At 58.0% G+C, this 16,087-nt stretch carries 16 protein-coding genes; 13 read left to right on the top strand and 3 right to left on the bottom strand.

The genetic code is table 11. From position 1 onward, the window contains the following. The first annotated feature begins 97 nt into the window (after window positions 1-97). The 6 genes from E4662_RS00745 to E4662_RS00770 all read left to right on the top strand — a co-directional run bounded on the left by E4662_RS00745 (window position 98) and on the right by E4662_RS00770 (window position 7,849). On the top strand, window positions 98-1,273 hold the full coding sequence (locus E4662_RS00745; protein WP_136439344.1) for an acyl-CoA dehydrogenase family protein: 1,176 nt from the start codon (window positions 98-100) through the stop codon (window positions 1,271-1,273). Window positions 1,274-1,318: 45 nt separating this feature from the next. Continuing rightward, complete coding sequence (locus tag E4662_RS00750) at window positions 1,319-2,932, top strand: AMP-binding protein (protein ID WP_136439345.1); 1,614 nt, start codon at window positions 1,319-1,321, stop codon at window positions 2,930-2,932. A 13-nt stretch (window positions 2,933-2,945) separates the two neighbouring features. Beyond that, a complete protein-coding gene (locus E4662_RS00755; RefSeq protein WP_136439346.1) occupies window positions 2,946-4,049 on the top strand; it encodes a dimethylsulfoniopropionate demethylase in 1,104 nt (367 codons plus the stop codon). A gap of 73 nt (window positions 4,050-4,122) precedes the next feature. Next, window positions 4,123-5,943 carry a BCCT family transporter gene (locus E4662_RS00760; RefSeq protein ID WP_136439347.1) on the top strand — a complete coding sequence of 607 codons (1,821 nt, stop codon included), beginning with the start codon at window positions 4,123-4,125 and terminating at the stop codon, window positions 5,941-5,943. A 59-nt stretch (window positions 5,944-6,002) separates the two neighbouring features. After that, a complete protein-coding gene (locus E4662_RS00765) occupies window positions 6,003-6,809 on the top strand; it encodes a crotonase/enoyl-CoA hydratase family protein (protein ID WP_136439348.1) in 807 nt (268 codons plus the stop codon). A 20-nt stretch (window positions 6,810-6,829) separates the two neighbouring features. Further along, window positions 6,830-7,849, top strand: a complete 1,020-nt coding sequence (locus tag E4662_RS00770) for a GlxA family transcriptional regulator (RefSeq protein ID WP_136439349.1) — start codon at window positions 6,830-6,832, stop codon at window positions 7,847-7,849. A gap of 581 nt (window positions 7,850-8,430) precedes the next feature. Here the strand turns inward: E4662_RS00770 and E4662_RS00775 are convergent. Further along, window positions 8,431-8,748: a hypothetical protein gene (locus E4662_RS00775; RefSeq protein WP_136439350.1), complete on the bottom strand. Its 318-nt coding sequence runs from the start codon at window positions 8,746-8,748 to the stop codon at window positions 8,431-8,433. Between the two features lie 219 nt (window positions 8,749-8,967). On the opposite strand from E4662_RS00775, the gene E4662_RS00780 reads away from it, so the two are divergent. Genes E4662_RS00780 through E4662_RS00790 form a run of 3 tightly spaced genes read left to right on the top strand, consistent with a single transcriptional unit; the run spans window position 8,968 to window position 12,250 of the window. Then, a complete protein-coding gene (locus E4662_RS00780) occupies window positions 8,968-10,461 on the top strand; it encodes a recombinase family protein (protein WP_136440190.1) in 1,494 nt (497 codons plus the stop codon). After that, window positions 10,461-11,354: a plasmid partitioning protein RepB C-terminal domain-containing protein gene (locus E4662_RS00785; protein WP_136439351.1), complete on the top strand. Its 894-nt coding sequence runs from the start codon at window positions 10,461-10,463 to the stop codon at window positions 11,352-11,354. Before E4662_RS00780 ends, E4662_RS00785 begins: the two co-directional genes overlap by 1 nt. Beyond that, window positions 11,351-12,250 carry a plasmid partitioning protein RepB C-terminal domain-containing protein gene (locus tag E4662_RS00790; RefSeq protein ID WP_136439352.1) on the top strand — a complete coding sequence of 300 codons (900 nt, stop codon included), beginning with the start codon at window positions 11,351-11,353 and terminating at the stop codon, window positions 12,248-12,250. Before E4662_RS00785 ends, E4662_RS00790 begins: the two co-directional genes overlap by 4 nt. 229 nt (window positions 12,251-12,479) lie before the next feature. Here the strand turns inward: E4662_RS00790 and E4662_RS00795 are convergent, their stop codons facing one another. After that, on the bottom strand, window positions 12,480-12,983 hold the full coding sequence (locus tag E4662_RS00795) for a hypothetical protein (protein WP_136439353.1): 504 nt from the start codon (window positions 12,981-12,983) through the stop codon (window positions 12,480-12,482). Between the two features lie 115 nt (window positions 12,984-13,098). On the opposite strand from E4662_RS00795, the gene E4662_RS00800 reads away from it, so the two are divergent. The 4 genes from E4662_RS00800 to E4662_RS00815 all read left to right on the top strand — a co-directional run bounded on the left by E4662_RS00800 (window position 13,099) and on the right by E4662_RS00815 (window position 15,617). After that, entirely contained in the window at window positions 13,099-13,320 is a 222-nt protein-coding gene (locus tag E4662_RS00800; RefSeq protein WP_240705076.1) for a helix-turn-helix domain-containing protein, read from the top strand. Beyond that, a complete protein-coding gene (locus tag E4662_RS00805) occupies window positions 13,310-13,810 on the top strand; it encodes a hypothetical protein (protein WP_136439355.1) in 501 nt (166 codons plus the stop codon). Before E4662_RS00800 ends, E4662_RS00805 begins: the two co-directional genes overlap by 11 nt. A 77-nt stretch (window positions 13,811-13,887) precedes the next feature. Further along, on the top strand, window positions 13,888-15,216 hold the full coding sequence (locus E4662_RS00810) for a site-specific DNA-methyltransferase (RefSeq protein WP_136439356.1): 1,329 nt from the start codon (window positions 13,888-13,890) through the stop codon (window positions 15,214-15,216). Beyond that, the gene (locus E4662_RS00815) at window positions 15,213-15,617 is read left to right on the top strand and encodes a DUF5681 domain-containing protein (protein ID WP_136439357.1); all 405 of its coding nucleotides are present in this window, start codon (window positions 15,213-15,215) and stop codon (window positions 15,615-15,617) included. Before E4662_RS00810 ends, E4662_RS00815 begins: the two co-directional genes overlap by 4 nt. A gap of 89 nt (window positions 15,618-15,706) precedes the next feature. On the opposite strand, the gene E4662_RS00820 is transcribed toward E4662_RS00815, so the two are convergent. After that, window positions 15,707-15,922 carry a hypothetical protein gene (locus E4662_RS00820; protein ID WP_136439358.1) on the bottom strand — a complete coding sequence of 72 codons (216 nt, stop codon included), beginning with the start codon at window positions 15,920-15,922 and terminating at the stop codon, window positions 15,707-15,709. Between the last annotated feature and the right edge of the window lie 165 nt (window positions 15,923-16,087).

Here is a 16,087-nt window from a genome sequence, read left to right on the forward strand (position 1 = left end):
CGAATTTTTCAATCCTTGCGGTGATTTTTTCCGTATTTTAAGCGGAATGCTTTGATTTTATCACTCGGCGCTACAAAATTAGTCAACGAGAAGATCCATGCCTGCAGACATCACCGCCATTCTCTGCGCTGCGCGCGACCACACCAACGACGTGATCAAACCGAATGTAGACGCCTGGAACGCAAAAGGCGTCTGGCCGCGCGCGGCCTCGGACAAGGCCGGAGCGTTGGGGCTCACCGGGCTCTACGCGCCAGAAGCCTTCGGCGGACAGGGATTGCCGCTTGGCGAAGGCATCCGGGTCTACGAAGAACTGGGCAAGGGTGACGGCGCTTATGCCTTTGCCCTGTCCATGCACAACATCTGCACCTTTGCCGCCTGCGGCTATGGCACGGACGCCTTCAAGGAACAGTGGGCGCGTGATCTGACCGCAGGACGCAAGTTGGCCAACTTTGCCCTGACCGAACCGCAGTCGGGATCGGACGCGACCAACATGTACTCGCGCGCCATGATCAATGCAGACGGCACCTGGACGATCAATGGCGCCAAGGCCTGGGTCAGCCTCGCCGGGGAAGCGGACGTCTACTTCACCGTGGTCAAGACCACCGATCAGCCGGGCCACAAGGACATGGCGATGATCGCCATCCCAGCCGATGCTGAAGGCCTGAGCTTTGGCCCGCGCTACGACACGCCTTCCTACGAGTTCCTGCCGCTGGGCGAGATGTACATGAAGGACGTGGTTGTCTCCGAAGACAACATCATCCTGCCGGTTGGCCAGGGTCTTCAGGGTTCGCTCATGGCGATTGATATTGCACGTGTTTCGATTGCCTCGGGGTGCTGCGGGCTGATGGAAGCGGCGCTGGACACGGCACTGGCCTATTCGAAGAACCGCAAGATGTTCGGCGGCAAAAACCTCGATCTCGACGGCATCCAGTGGATGCTGGGCGACATTGCAACAGAGCTGGAAGCCTCGCGGCTGCTCTACCGCGCCGCGGCCAATGCGCTTGGCACACCGGAAGGTCCGCTGATGGCCGCCCATGCCAAGCGCTTTGTGCCGGACGCTGCGGTCAAGGCGGCCAACACGGCGACCCAGGTTCTGGGCGGCATGGGGCTTTTGAAGCCGTATGGGCTCGACCGATTGTCGCGTCTGAGCCAGATGCTGCGCATTGTCGATGGCACCACCGAGATCAGCCGCGTTGTCATCGGGCGCAGCCTGCAAAAACGCGCGCGGGATCTGCCGGACCTGCCGGTTCCGAAAGGCTTCGGCGAAGCCTGATCCCACATCTGATACCCGCAATGGTCAATTTGGGAGGAGCGACCAATGCAACAGCATTACGACAGCCTGGGCAAAGCCCGGGCCAACCATGTGCCTATGTCTCCGCTGTCCTTTCTGTCCCGCGCCGACAGGCTGCATGGGGACAGGACGGCGGTTATCTACGGCGAGACGCGGCGCAACTGGCGCGAGACGGTGGCACGCATTCGCGCCGTTGCGGGCGGGCTGCGCACCTTGGGGATCGGCAAGGGCGATACGGTTTCCGTCCTGTGCCCGAACATTCCCGAACTGCTGGAGTTGCAGTTCGCCGTACCGCTCACCGGCGCGGTGATCAACACGCTCAACACGCGGCTCGAGGCGGAGACCATCGCCTATATCCTCGATCACGCGGACAGCAAGCTGGTTATTGTCGACAGTGAGCTGATCCCGCTGCTGCAGCGCAGTTTTGCGCTGATGGGCAAGGCGCTGCCGATGGTCGAAATCGTCGATGGCCCGACAGAGACCCCGCAGGATCTTGATCGCACAAGCTATGACCAACTGCTTGCCATGACGGCACCGGAGATGGACCTCTCGTTGCCCGACGACGAATGGGACGCGATTGCGCTCAACTACACATCCGGCACTTCGGGCCGCCCCAAGGGCGTGGTCTACCACCACCGTGGCGCATACCTGATGGCGCTCGGCACCGTGGCTGGCTGGCAGATGCCGCATTACCCGGTCTACCTGTCCGTGGTACCGATGTTCCACTGCAACGGCTGGTGCCACCCCTGGGTCATGGCGATGCTGGGCGCGGCGATGGTTTTCACCCGCGTTCCCGCGCCGGACTTGTTGCTGGCGGCAATCCGCGACCATGGCGTCACCCACATGGGCGCGGCCCCAATCGTTTTGCAGATGCTCACCGAGCAGGAAGGCGAAGCGGGCACCCGGTTCGATCCGCCAATCAAGGTGATGACCGCCGGCGCCCCGCCGCCGCCTTCGGTTCTGGAACGCTCCCGCGCTATGGGCCTAGAGGTTATGCAGGTCTACGGGCTTACGGAAACCTACGGCCATATTGCCAAATGCCTGTGGCAGGATAGCTGGGAGGCAGCCTCTCCTGAAGAACTGGCCCGATTGCAGGCGCAGCAAGGCATCGCCTTCCCCATGGTCGACGCCGTGGCAGTGATCGACCGTGAAACCGGTGAAGAGGTCACACGTGACAGCCGTGAACAGGGCGAGATCGCCATTCGCGGCAACACGGTGATGAAAGGCTACTACAAGGATCCCGATGCCACGGCCGAAGCCTTCAAAGACGGCTGGTTCTGGTCCGGTGACGGTGCGGTGGTCGCCCCCGATGGCTACATGCAGATCCGCGACCGGCTCAAGGACGTGATCATCTCGGGCGGCGAGAACATCTCCTCTGTCGAGGTCGAGGCGGTGCTCTACAAACACCCGGCGGTGCAGGCCGCCGCCGTTGTGGCAAAACCGGACGAGAAATGGGGCGAAGTCCCCTGCGCCTTTGTCGAAACGCGCCCTGGCGAGACTGCGACGGAAACCGATATCATCGCCTTCTGCCGCGCGCATCTCGCCGGGTTCAAAACTCCGAAATCAGTTGTCTTTGCGGAGCTGCCCAAAACATCGACGGGCAAGATCCAGAAGTTCGAACTGCGCAAGATGTTTGGGTAAAACGAGCCCCTCAATGACATTCATCTCCCAATCGCGCCGTCTGCGCGAAACCCCGTTCACCAGCGGTGTCGTTGCGGCCGGGGTCAAGGCATACACGGTTTACAACCGCATGCTGCTTCCCACCGTATTTCAGGACGTCGAAAGCGACTATCGGCACCTCAAGACCCATGTTCAGGTCTGGGACGTGTCCGTTGAACGCCAGGTCGAACTGAACGGCCCGGATGCGGCAAGGCTCATGCAGATGATGACGCCCCGCAACCTGAGCAGGATGCAGGACGATCAGTGCTACTATGTGCCGATTGTCGATCACAAAGGGCGGATGCTGAACGATCCGGTGGCGATCAAGCATTCCGAAACCCGCTGGTGGATTTCGATAGCCGACAGCGATCTGCTGTTCTGGGTCAAGGGCCTGGCGCTTGGGGCCGGGCTGGATGTTGACGTATTCGAGCCGGATGTCTCACCGCTGGCTGTTCAGGGCCCCAAGGCCGATATGCTGATGGAGCGCGTCTTTGGTCCCATTGTGCACGACATCCGATTCTTTCGGCAGAAACGTCTCAGCTTCAACAGCCAGAGTTTCCTTGTGGCCCGCTCCGGTTACTCCAAACAGGGCGGGTTCGAGATCTATGTCGAAGGGACAAAAAACGGCATGCCGCTTTGGGACACGCTGTTTATGGCGGGCCGCGATCTGGAGGTCCGCGCCGGTTGCCCCAACCTGATCGAACGGATCGAAGGCGGATTGCTCAGCTATGGCAATGACATGACCATGGAGAACACCCCATTCGAATGTGGGTTGGGCAAGTTCTGCAATGCGCCGGATGACGTCGATTACATCGGCAAAAGCGCCCTGAGGGCAGAGGCCGCCACGGGTCCCAGCCGCCAGGTCCGCGCCGTGGCAATCGACGGCGCCCCGCTTCCGCCAGCGCAAGCCTGCTGGCAGCTGCACGACAAGGGAACACCTGTTGGCAAGGTCACCTCGGCGGTCTGGTCGCCGGACATCGGCACCAACGTGGCCATCGCCATGGTCGAGGCCAGCCACTGGGACGCGGGCAGAACCCTGACCGTTGAAACGCCCAAAGGGCCAAGAGCCGCACAGGTTCAATCCCGCTTCTGGAACTGAACACCGTCAATCAGACCTCGCGGGCCCGGTACGCCGAACCCGAGGTCACATCGTAAACATGGGAGGAATTACGATGGCCAAAGAACCACCCCTTATGGATCTTGAAATCGAGGTCGCCGACGGCGGCTTCTATGATGGATTCAGCAAGGACGTCACCATCACCGCCAAGATCCTGATCGGCGCGCTGATCCTCTGGGCCGTTGCATTTCCTGAAAATGCATCCTCGGTCCTGTCCACCATGAACAGCTTTCTGCTGTCGAGCTTTGCGACCTGGTACATCTGGGTTGTGGCCTTCTTTATCGTTGTTTGCGTGATCCTCGCGATCATCCCGTCCACCGGGCGGCTGCGCCTTGGCCTGCCGGGCGACAAACCGGAGTTTTCAAGCTTTTCGTGGTTTTCCATGATGTTCGGCGCAGGCATCGGCATCGGGATGCTGACCTTTGCCACCGCGGAGCCGATGTATCACTTCGGCCTGAGCCCGGAATCGATCACCGGCGAGGCCACAGCCTCCGGCGCGGACAATGTGCGCAACGCTTACAAATGGTCCTTCCTGCACTGGGGTTTTTCGGCCTGGGCCTGCTATGCGCTGGTCGGCCTGTCGCTGAGCTATTTCTCGTACCGCCGCAACCTGCCGCTGACGATCCGGTCGGGCCTGACGCCGCTGTTTGGCTCTGCCCTGTCCGGCAAACTGGGCCATGTGATCGACATCGTGGCTGTTGTGGCCACGGTTCTGGGCGTGTCGCAAACACTCGGTTTCGGCGTAGAGCAGTTCGTGGCCGGGATGCACCGGATCGGCATTGGCGACTGGCTCTTGAACGATGACGGCAAGGCGACCACGGCGGCTATCGTCGTTGCGCTGATCGTGATCATGGGGGCCTCAACCCTTTCGGCCCTGTCCGGTGTCGGCAAAGGCATCAAGTGGCTCTCGAACATCAACATGGGGCTGAGCTTCTTCCTGCTGGTGTTCTTCTTGATCTTCGGCTCGGCCACCTTCGGCCTGCAAGCGCTGTTTGTTGGCCTGTTCGACTACCTGATCGCGTTGCCCGGCCTGCTGTTCACCGTCTGGTCATCCGTTCCCGAGACGACCTTCAATGCCACCATCCCCGATGCGGTCAAAGCTTTGTCCGCTGAGGACATCTCTGCCATCTACGGCTCGGCCACCAGCCCCTGGGGATCGCTGGGATCGTTCACCGAAGCGCTTCCGGCCTCGGCCGCAGGTCTTTCGGAGGCAGACATTGCCGCAACCTACGCGGCAGCCGCAGACAGCCGCCTGTCCGGCTGGCAGGACGCCTGGTCCGTCTTCTACTGGGCGTGGTGGATCGCCTTTGCCCCCTTCGTGGGCGTTTTCCTGGCGCGCGTGTCGCGGGGTCGTTCGGTTCGGGAGTACGTTCTGGGCGCAATCATCGTGCCCTCGATGATGTGTTTTGTCTGGTTCACCATCGTCGGCGGCACCGCCATCGACCTGACCCTGAACGGCACCGCAGGCGATGCCATCTCCGGCGCAGGACAGGAAAAGCAGCTCTTCGCAATGCTGGACGTCATCTTGTCGAGCGGCATGGCCTGGGTGATGGCGATCATCGTGGTGATCCTGCTGCTGACCTACCTCGTGACCACGGCTGACAGCGCCGTCCTGATCGTCAACACGATCAACTCCGGCGGTGACGAAGGACCGAAGGGCCGCCCGCACATCCTGTTCTGGGGCGCGGCCCTGGCTTTGGTTGTGGGCGCGCTTCTGATCATCGGCGGACTTGGCGCGATCAAGACCGCGATGGTCATCGGCGCCCTGCCCTTCTCGGTGGTGATGGCGCTCATGGGGGTTGCCCTGATCAAGGGCATCGTCCGCGATGGCCGCCGCGAAGCCCGGGGCGTGCAAACCGTGCACACCGAAGACTGACGCAACGCGGAGAGCCGGATGCCTTCCGGCTCTCCCAACCCCGAAGAAAGACTGCCCTGATGACACAAGCGCCCCTTTTCCCGACATTCGAAAACCTGGCTGTCGATGCAGGCCCGGACGGCATCTGGACCGTCACCCTGAACCGCCCCGCCAAGCGCAACGCCTTGAACGAGGCCACCATCGAGGAGCTGATCACGCTGTTTTCCCAAGCGCCCCGGATGGAAGCCCGCGCCATCATCCTGACCGGTGCCGGAGACCATTTCTGTGCCGGCCTCGATCTGGTGGAACACCGCGACCGGGACCGCAGCCCAGCTGAATTCATGCATGTCTGCCTGCGTTGGCACGAAGCATTCAACAAGATGGAATACGGCGGCGTGCCGATCATCGCCGCCCTGACAGGCGCGGTTGTCGGAGGCGGGCTGGAACTGGCCAGCGCGGCGCATATCCGCGTTGCCGATCCAAGCACCTATTTCGCCCTGCCGGAAGGGCAGCGGGGCCTGTTCACCGGCGGTGGTGCCACGATCCGGGTCAGCGATCTTATCGGCAAAGACCGAATGATCGACATGATGCTGACGGGCCGCGTCTATCAGGGACAGGAGGCTGTCGATCTGGGGCTGGCGCAATACCTGTCCGAAGGATCGAGCCTCGATCAGGCGAGAGAAATCGCACAGCGGGTGGCCCAAAACCTGCCCTTGTCGAACTTCGCCATCTGTTCTGCGGTCAGCCACATGCAGAACATGTCGGCGCTGGATGCCGCCTACGCCGAAAGCGTCGTCGCGGGCGTGGTCAACACCCAGCCGCTGGCCCGTGAACGTTTCAACGCGTTTGCCAACAAGTCGGCCAGCCGCATTCGCCCCACCCCCTGAACAGGCACAGCGGACACACCATGACCAAGCTGGACCCCGGATCGCTGTCGGCCACACCGCGCACGGCTCAGTCGGTCACGCGCAACATGTTGTTTTTCCTCACGCCTTCCTTTTCTCCGATGAGCGTTTGCACCGCCATCGAAACGCTCGACAAGGCCAACGCGGCGGGCGCTTCCCCGGAATACCGATGGCGAGTCGTCAGCGTCTCCGGCGAGCCTGTGACGTCCCGCTCCGGTGTGACGCTCGCCGTGGACGCAGGATTGATGGCCTGCTCTTCGGACACGACCATCATCATCTGCGGCGGCGACCGGATCGACGATCCGGTGGAGCGCGACGTCGCCAACTGGCTGCGTAAATCGGCCCGCCATGGGGCACAATTTGGCGCTCTAGGTGGAGGCGCGAGCCTTCTGGCCTCCGTTGGTTTGACCCAAGGACAAAAGATTGCGAGCCATTGGCAAACAGCCCTGGCTCTGCAGGAAGTTCATCCCGACACCGAGTTCACCCAATCGGTGTTCGAGTTGTCGGAAAAGGTGATAAGTTGTCCCGGCGGCGCGGCAACGCTGGATCTGTTCCTCACGCTTGTCGCACAGCAAAACGACGACGACGTGGCGCAGGCCGCGGCGGCCTCCTTGATCTGCTCGAACATCCGGGACAAGCACAACGAACAGACCATGGCGCTGTCGTGTCGCTTTGGACACCTCAACAAACACATGACCATGGCGATCGAACGCATTCACAGCAGTATCGAAATGCCGCTATCCTCCGGAGAGATCGCTTCGGAAATCGGCGTCTCCACCCGCCAACTTGAGCGGCTGTTTTCCAAACATCTGCGCATGTCACCCAAGACCTACATCAACAAGATCAGGCTCGAATACGCGCGCACGCTGCTTCAGCAGACCCGCTTGTCAGTGATGGAAATCGCGCTCGCCACCGGGTTCCAGAACACGTCGCATTTCTCGAAGCTCTACAAGAACAGGTTCGCGGTGACCCCGACCGTTGAACGCGGCTTGAGCGCGTCGAAGAACCGCGAGCGGTGCTGATCCGGTCCGTCGGGGGTCGGTCAAAATCGGAGATGAATGGCTAGTACAGGCAACCCAACTTGGCGGCCTGCCGTTAAACATCGTCGCACGCAATTTGATCAATGAACGCCAAGCCGGGCGTTGGTTGGGACGTTGGAAGGTTGGAATGGGCTGCGTCAAAATCGCGTCCGCTGTCGCCGCCTCCTTCCTCCTGCCGCTCGCTCATTCGTGCATCCAACCAATTGGTGTGGCTCTTCGCAGACTCGCCATTTCAAAAGCAAGTGACTCGCGTTGTACCGGAAACACACTTCGGGAAGGTGTTTCGACTGCTCGCCGAACCCAAACTTCAGGCCGCTGGATTTGTTGAAGAAAGAATAATGGCTGTGCGGACAGTTTCGAGCTAGCCAGTCTCCCCCAAAATTCCCTGAAAACAGGGAAATTTACAGGGAATACGCACCGTTTCGGCGGCTTTTGGTGCCTGAGGCTCCGAAATAGATAGTTAGATCAGTGCCTTGTGGGAGAATTCCCTAAATCCACTAGCAGGGAAACTCTGGCGACCTTTCAGTGAAAAAACGATGGCTTTCAGGGAATGGAAATTTCGCTCAGGTTTCTGCCCCGATGATTTCATCAGCCGTTGTCAGCATTCGAACAAGCGCAGTCCTGAGACATGCAAGCTCCAAAGAAATGGCGACTTCGCTTCTGCCACAGAGGGTCAGGACTGTTTCAGCGACTTCATCCGAGTGCCGCATGAGTTCAATCAGGTGCACACCTGCGGGTCCGTGTGTCCCGGCAAGCCAGTTTTTCGTTGTTCGCTCGGAAGCCCCTGTCCAGTTCATGGTTGCCTTAATTGCTCGATGAGAACCTCCAAGTTCGCGCTTCAGCGCTGCGGCAATTTCCAGTCGGTAGTCTAAATTGTTCATGTGCCATTGTCCTAATTTGGAAAAATGTTGCCCATCTTCGGAAACACTTTTCCGAAAGCTGGCGTTTAAGCTTTGACACACAGGAATCACGGCCATTCCAAACAGATGTCGAATTCAACGAATGGAGGTGCTTTGCACTTGAGCTGGCGCGACGATCATGACGAAAGCCCCGATGCTCCCAAATTCCGTCGCGCTATCCGCGGGGCTCAATACGTGCGCATGTCGACTGAGCATCAGCGTTATTCGACTGAGAACCAGTCTGATGCCATAGCGCTATATGCGGAACAGCGAGGCATCGACATTGTGCGGACCTACTCTGATGAAGGTAAGAGTGGCCTGCGCATTCAGGGGCGCGATGGCCTGAAACAGCTTATCGACGATATTCAGTCAGGACGTGCAGACTTCGAAGTTGTCCTGGTCTACGACATCAGTCGCTGGGGCCGGTTTCAGGATGCCGACGAGAGTGCCTACTACGAATACATCTGCAAGCGCGCCGGAATTTCGGTTGTCTATTGCGCCGAGCAATTCGAAAACGACGGCAGCCCGGTCTCGACAATTGTCAAAGGCGTCAAACGCGCCATGGCCGGTGAATACAGTCGAGAGCTTTCACAAAAGGTCTTTACCGGACAATGTCGCCTGATCGAGCGCGGATACCGTCAGGGCGGGCCACCCGGCTTCGGCCTGAGACGCATGCTGATCGACGAACACGGTCAGCCCAAAGGGATTCTCGAACGGGGTCAGCACAAGAGCATTCAAACAGACAGGGTTACGCTAGTTCCAGGCCCCGACGAAGAAATCGCCATTGTCCATGAGATATTCCGGGCGTTTGTCGATGATCGAAAGTCAGAAGCGGAAATCGCGGAGAACTTGAACCTCCGTGGAGTTCTAACCGACCTGGGGCGTGCCTGGACGCGCGGGACCGTGCATCAGATACTAATCAACGAGAAATACATCGGGAACAATGTCTGGAACCGGAGTTCCTTCAAACTGAAGAAACTCCGCGTGCATAACGATCCGGATATCTGGGTCAGGGCCGACGGGGCCTTTGAGGCAATTGTTGACCCGGAGCTTTTCGCTGCGGCTGGTGCCATCATAGGCGCGAGGTCGGCAAAGCTGACTGATGACGAGATGCTGTCAGCCCTCCGTGACATGTTCCAAGCCCAGGGATATTTGTCGGGCCTGATCATCGATGAGGCGGATACGCTTCCTTCGAGCGGCTCATACCGCACGCGTTTCGGGAGTCTGCTTCGCGCATACCAGCTTGTTGGCTTCAAACCGGGTCGCGACTACAGGTATGTCGAAATCAACCGGCGTTTGCGGGACCTGCACCCGGATATTGTGGATCAAACAATCGACGGGATAGCGGCCGCTGGCGGAAGTGTGGAACGGGACCCGATTACGGATCTTCTGACAATCAACAACGAGTTTTCTGCCTCTCTCGTGATTGTTCGATGTCATGAAACCAGCGCCGGCTCCCTCCGCTGGAATATCCGTTTCGACACGAGTCTGAAACCTGACATCACTGTGGCGATCCGGATGGATCGCCCCAATCGGAAACCGCTCGATTACTACCTGCTCCCGGGCATCGATATAACACTGCCGCGCCTCCGGCTTGCTGAAAGCAACGGCCTGTCACTTGATGCCTACCGTTTCGATACTCTGTCCCCGCTTTTTGAAATGGCCATTCAGGTATCAATTCCGGAGGTCGCCTGATGAATGACCAATCTTCCCAAATTGCTGAAATGATCTCCATTGATCTGATTACTGTCATCAATCCCCGCATTCGAAACCGCAAAGCGTTTGATGCAATGGTCGACAGCATTGCTGAACTCGGTCTGAAGCGCCCAATTACGGTGGCAAAAAGGAAAGGCGAGGATGGCCCCTGCTATGACCTGGTTTGCGGCCAGGGACGGCTCGAGGCCTTTCAGGAACTGGGGCAGACCGAAATCCCCGCCATCGTAATCTCGGCGAGCAGCGAAGATTGCCTCGTCATGAGCCTTGTTGAGAACCTGGCGCGTCGCCAGCACAGGGCCCTGGATCTGCTGCGCGACATCAAGGGTTTGAAAGACAGAGGATACTCTGAGACGCAAATCGCGCGGAAAACCAACCTGTCGATGAAATATGTGCGCGGTGTTCTTCGGCTTCTGGAAAGTGGTGAACACCGGCTGCTCAGTGCCGTCGAAAGCGGCAAAGTTCCGGTGAGTGTTGCCGTCGACATCGCAGACGCCGAGGATACGAAAGTCCAGGATGTCCTTCGCCAGGCTTACGAAAACAACCTTCTGAGGGGCGGCAAGCTTCTGGCTGCGAAGCGCCTGGTAGAGGCTCGTCAGAAACACGGCAAAGGGCAACTCGGATCTGACAAAAAACAAAAACGGACGCTGTCTGTCGAAAGCCTGCTGCGCACCTATCAAAATGACGTCGAACGGAAGCAGATATTGCTTCAAAAGGCGACCGCAACCCGCAACGAACTGATGTTCCTCACCGAAGCCCTCCGGTCTTTGTTGAATGACGAAAACTTCGTGACGCTGCTGCGGGCGGAGTGCCTTGCGACAATACCGAAAAACCTGATGGACAGGCTTTCATCGAGGGTGGGAGAGGTGAAATGACGAGAAAGAAGCGTTCGAAATCGGTTGATCTGGCCTTCAAACAGGAACTTGTCCACGTTGCGCTGGATTGCATCTGTCCGCTCTATGCGGTCCAGAAAGATACAAAAGAGACCGTCAAATACGCGCAGGTTGCTGCATCCGTCAGGGAAGTTGGTCTGGTCGAGCCTTTGGTCGTCACACCGGACAAGTCCGACCCTGACAACTACATGCTGCTCGATGGACATTTACGCCACGCAATCCTGCTGGATATGGGCGAGAAACATGCCCTTTGTCAGATTTCCACAGACGACGAAGCCTTTACCTACAACAAGCGCATCAGTCGTCTTGCAACCATCCAGGAACACAAAATGATCCTGATGGCTCTGAAACGCGGCGTTCCGGAAGAGCGATTGGCGCGTGCCCTCAATATCAACATCAAGACGCTTCAGGAGAAGAGACGCCTGCTGGACGGGATCTGTCCGGAGGCCGCGGAATTGCTGAAGGACAAGCAGGTAACGCTGACAAGTTTTCGCATTCTCCGGAAAATGAAACCACTGCGTCAGATCGAGGCTGCAGAATTGATGGTCACCATGAACAAATTCACGGTGAACTATGCCCGTTCACTTCTGGCAGCGACGCCCGAAAGCCAGCTTATTAATCCAGAGAAACCTAAGGCTGCAAAGGGCGTTTCCCGCCACCAACTGGAGCTGATGGAGCGCGAGTCTGCCAACCTGGAGCGGGAGTTACGACTGGTCGAAGACACCTACGGCACCGATCATCTCGATCTGGTTTTGGCACGTGGATACGTTTCGAAACTCATCAGCAATACACGGATCACGCGATACATTGAAATGCATCACGCCGAGTTTCTGCCCGAGTTCGAAAAGATAACAGAGACGGAGGCTCTGACTTCCTGATCTCAGTGGCGCCGGTCAATTCGGACTGGATCACAACCGGGGACCCGGACCCATAGAAGCGCGGGGACCACAGGAGACGCCGCACGGTGGGGCGGATCAAGTGTGGCGGTGGGGATGGCGGCGATCCCGCACGGGGCCCACCAAGCCGGCATAATCCACCCGGCTGAATTGTGAGTATTGCTCACGACAAGGCGGCGCGACGGTTTTCCGCCGCGCCGCTTAAGCGCCATTATGTTAAGTCTGGCTCGAACAGGCGATCCGCAAGTTTTGTTAAGTCGGGGATACGTTCAAATCTACCCTTATTAATAACACGGATAGCAGCACGTTGGGCTTTGTGCCCGTGTTGATCGCCCTTCTCATGTTTGCCGATCTTGTCTCCCAGTTCGGGCAGTGGTTCGCCGGGTTGTGCACCGAACCACAGAAATTCTGTCAGCTTGAGAGATTCCGGATCGAAGCGCACCCAGATCACGCAGCCTGATGGTTTGTCTGCCAGCCGGACGTTGATCTTCTGCCTTGCGGTTTTGGCGCCGACAAAGCTGGATTTCATCTGTACATGTCGCTCAATGCCATTCGCTTCCAGCAGGATGTCATAGCCGCTGCGGTCGGTATGACTGCGCAGGATGTCCATTTCGATCCCGCGTTTCCACATCTCCCGGCAGAGTTCACCGAGAAAGCCGTATTCAAGATACTGTTCCCGAAGGCTGGAAGCATCGTTGTGCTTGGTGTCTTTCATTACTGCTCCGCATTGACCTGGGCATCAGTCACGCTTCCGGGACGCAAACAGTCAAGTAAAAAAAGAGACTCATAGTCTGTAGATTTAACGTCTGCATTCATGGCCCAAGATGGGGATGGATATTCGCAGGCTGGTCGGGCTGAATCTCAAAATATACCGCAAGGCTGCCGGTTTCTCTCAGGAGGGGCTGGCTTTGGAATGCGGTCTTCACCGAACCTATGTCAGCGGTGTTGAGCGGGGCGTGCGGAACCCGACTGTTCTTGTTCTGGCTCAATTGGCAGAGCCCCTCGGCATCCCGGCGTCCAAATTGCTGGAAGAACCAGTCGATGGGGAATGACACCAAAACCGATGATTGCCCGATCAGGCCAGCGCTAGATCTACGCCCTTTTGCCAGCGCCCTTCACCACATTGAACAGGGCGAGCCGGAGAAGGTCGACCCTGTCGACGTCGCAAGCGAGCTTCGTGAACGTGAAGCGTCAGAACTACCTCCCGAGCTGCTGGGTTGGCTTTGTGACTACCTTGAAGGCAGTATTGAAACCCGTGGCCGGAAAGGTGAATCCCCATTGGAGCGGCGCGTAATCGGCTTACATGCGGCCCACAGCTATGATGCCATTCGCAAAGCTCAGAATGGCGATCCAGATGCTCTGCCGGAAGCTGTGAATATCTGGCAATCGTGGGCGTCTGAAACTGAGGACAGCTATTCGCCATCTGAGGCCGCCTGGATGGTTGTTTCATGCATGTTCTACGGGCAGCCTGGAAGTCACAAAAAGCTGCGCAATCTTGCAGGTGCTGCAAGATCGCCAATCGGGAAATCCGCCCGGAAATAGCCCTTTGATTGTTGGGCAAGCTATCAGGCCAGTTTGCAGCCAGGGTTGTTCACGACGAGCAAATCTCCGGTGATGCCATGAACAAACAGAACCTTCCGACATCCCTGCCCACGGGCCGCATTGAAACCAGGCGAGTTTCCGACCTCAAACCATATGCGAACAACCCGCGAACGCACTCCAAAAAGCAAATCCGGCAAATCGCAGACAGCATTACGGCCTTCGGCTGGACCAACCCCGTTCTGATTGATGCGGACGGCGGGGTTATTGCCGGTCACGGCCGTCTCGAGGCTGCAAAGCTGCTTGGTATGCAAGAGGTCCCTGTCCTGCAGCTTGATCACATGAGTGAAGCAGAGAAACGCGCATACATCATTGCTGACAACAAGCTGGCAGAGAACGCTGGCTGGGATGATGAATTGCTGGCAATCGAGCTACAGGGCCTTCTGGAAATGGATATCGGTTTCAGTATCGAACTGACCGGTTTTGAGATGGGCGAAATCGATGTGCTGTTGAAGGATGACAAATCATCGGAGCCAGAGATCGTTCCGCTCCCGCAAACACACGCACCACCGGTCAGCCGAAAAGGCGATCTCTGGCTGATTGGTTCACATCGCCTGTATTGCGGTGATTCGCTCGAGCGCGCGTCATGGCAAACGCTGATGGGCGATGACAAGGCTCAGATGATCTTTACAGATCCGCCGTACAATGTGCCCATCGCCGGCCATGTGTCCGGGCTCGGGAAGAAGCAGCACCGTGAGTTCGCAATGGCGTCGGGGGAAATGAGCCAGGGCGGTTTTACCGATTTCCTGCGCAGTGCATTCTGCAATCTGACCTCAGTCAGCGCCGATGGTGCCATCCATTTCATTTGCATGGACTGGCGTCATATGCGCGAAGTCCTTGATGCTTCTGAAGGGGTTTATTTGGAATTCAAGAACCTTTGTGTCTGGGCCAAAACCAACGCAGGCATGGGGTCGTTTTATCGCTCGCAGCATGAACTTGTGTTTGCTTTCAAGCATGGTGGGGCAAGTCACATCAACAATTTCGGGCTGGGTGAAACCGGCCGGCACCGCACCAACCTCTGGACCTATGCGGGTGCAAATACTTTCCGCGCGGGCCGGATGGATGACCTTGAAGCTCACCCGACGGTGAAGCCAATAGACATGATCGCCGACGCGATCATGGATTGCTCGAAACGTGGCGGCATCGTCGCGGACGCCTTTGCCGGATCCGGCACGACGCTGTTGGCGGCCGCAAAGACCGGTCGCATTGGTGTCGGTGTTGAACTTGATGCGCATTACGCCGATCTGACCGTCCGCCGCCTGGCAGACGCAACCGGCGAAACAGCTATTCACGCAGACAGTTTCGAGAGCTTTGAAGCTGTCGCCAAGGAACGCGAGGCAGAACTATGAGTAAAAAGAAAGGCTACGAAGTTGGCTATGGAAAACCACCAAAGGCAACGCAGTTTAAAAAGGGGCAATCAGGGAATTCCAAGGGTCGCCCCAGGAAGAGTGAGAATGTCAGAACATTACTGCGGGAAACATTGAACCAACGCGTGCAGGTGCGCGTGAACGGCAAGGTAAAAACAATCCGTTTACGCGAAGCCTATGTGCAAAAACTCACTGAAAAGGCGATGAACGGGAGCATGCGTGACATGCTGGCGTTCCTGAAAGAGGTCGAACGGATCGCGCCGGAATTGCTTGAGAACGAAACCGCGCCCGAGCCTGTAATTTGGGAGTTCGTTCTGCCCGACGGACAGAGAATGAGCCACGATGAGTTTCTTGCGAGAGGCCCGGATTCGGAAGAGAAGTAAATGGCTGACCTTTCATCGACAGGGATTCCGCGGGACGGGGCAGAAAGGCATTTCCCGCTTGGGCGCCCATCAATGGGCTGGTTATCTGATCAGCCGCGCAGATACCGTGCGGCGATCATCTCAGCCGCATCCAGCTTTCGGTCAATATCTGCCAGGTGTTCACGCACCGTCATTGCGGCAATGCGGGCCTTTTCCGCGTCTATCCACGGTGACTGCCCCTCAAGTGCGGCAAGGGCCGCGTCTTCAAGCCGGGCCGTCACTTCCGCAAACAGGCGCTGAACCGTATCTTTCGGGTCGTTTTCCATAGCGGTGACTGACGCTTCCTTTGGAAAGCAAGTCCAGTGGTTTCTTTTGTGATCAGGATTAACCCGACATTCATCGAAATGTTTTCTGAATGTTCTTGCCTCGCGGGAATCCTGTCGCCATAGTGACAAAAAAATTCCCCGCGAGACTGAATCGCGGTACCGGAG

It is taken from the genome of Pacificoceanicola onchidii (assembly GCF_004804335.1).
In the GTDB taxonomy this organism is placed as follows: Bacteria; Pseudomonadota; Alphaproteobacteria; order Rhodobacterales; family Rhodobacteraceae; genus Pacificoceanicola; species Pacificoceanicola onchidii.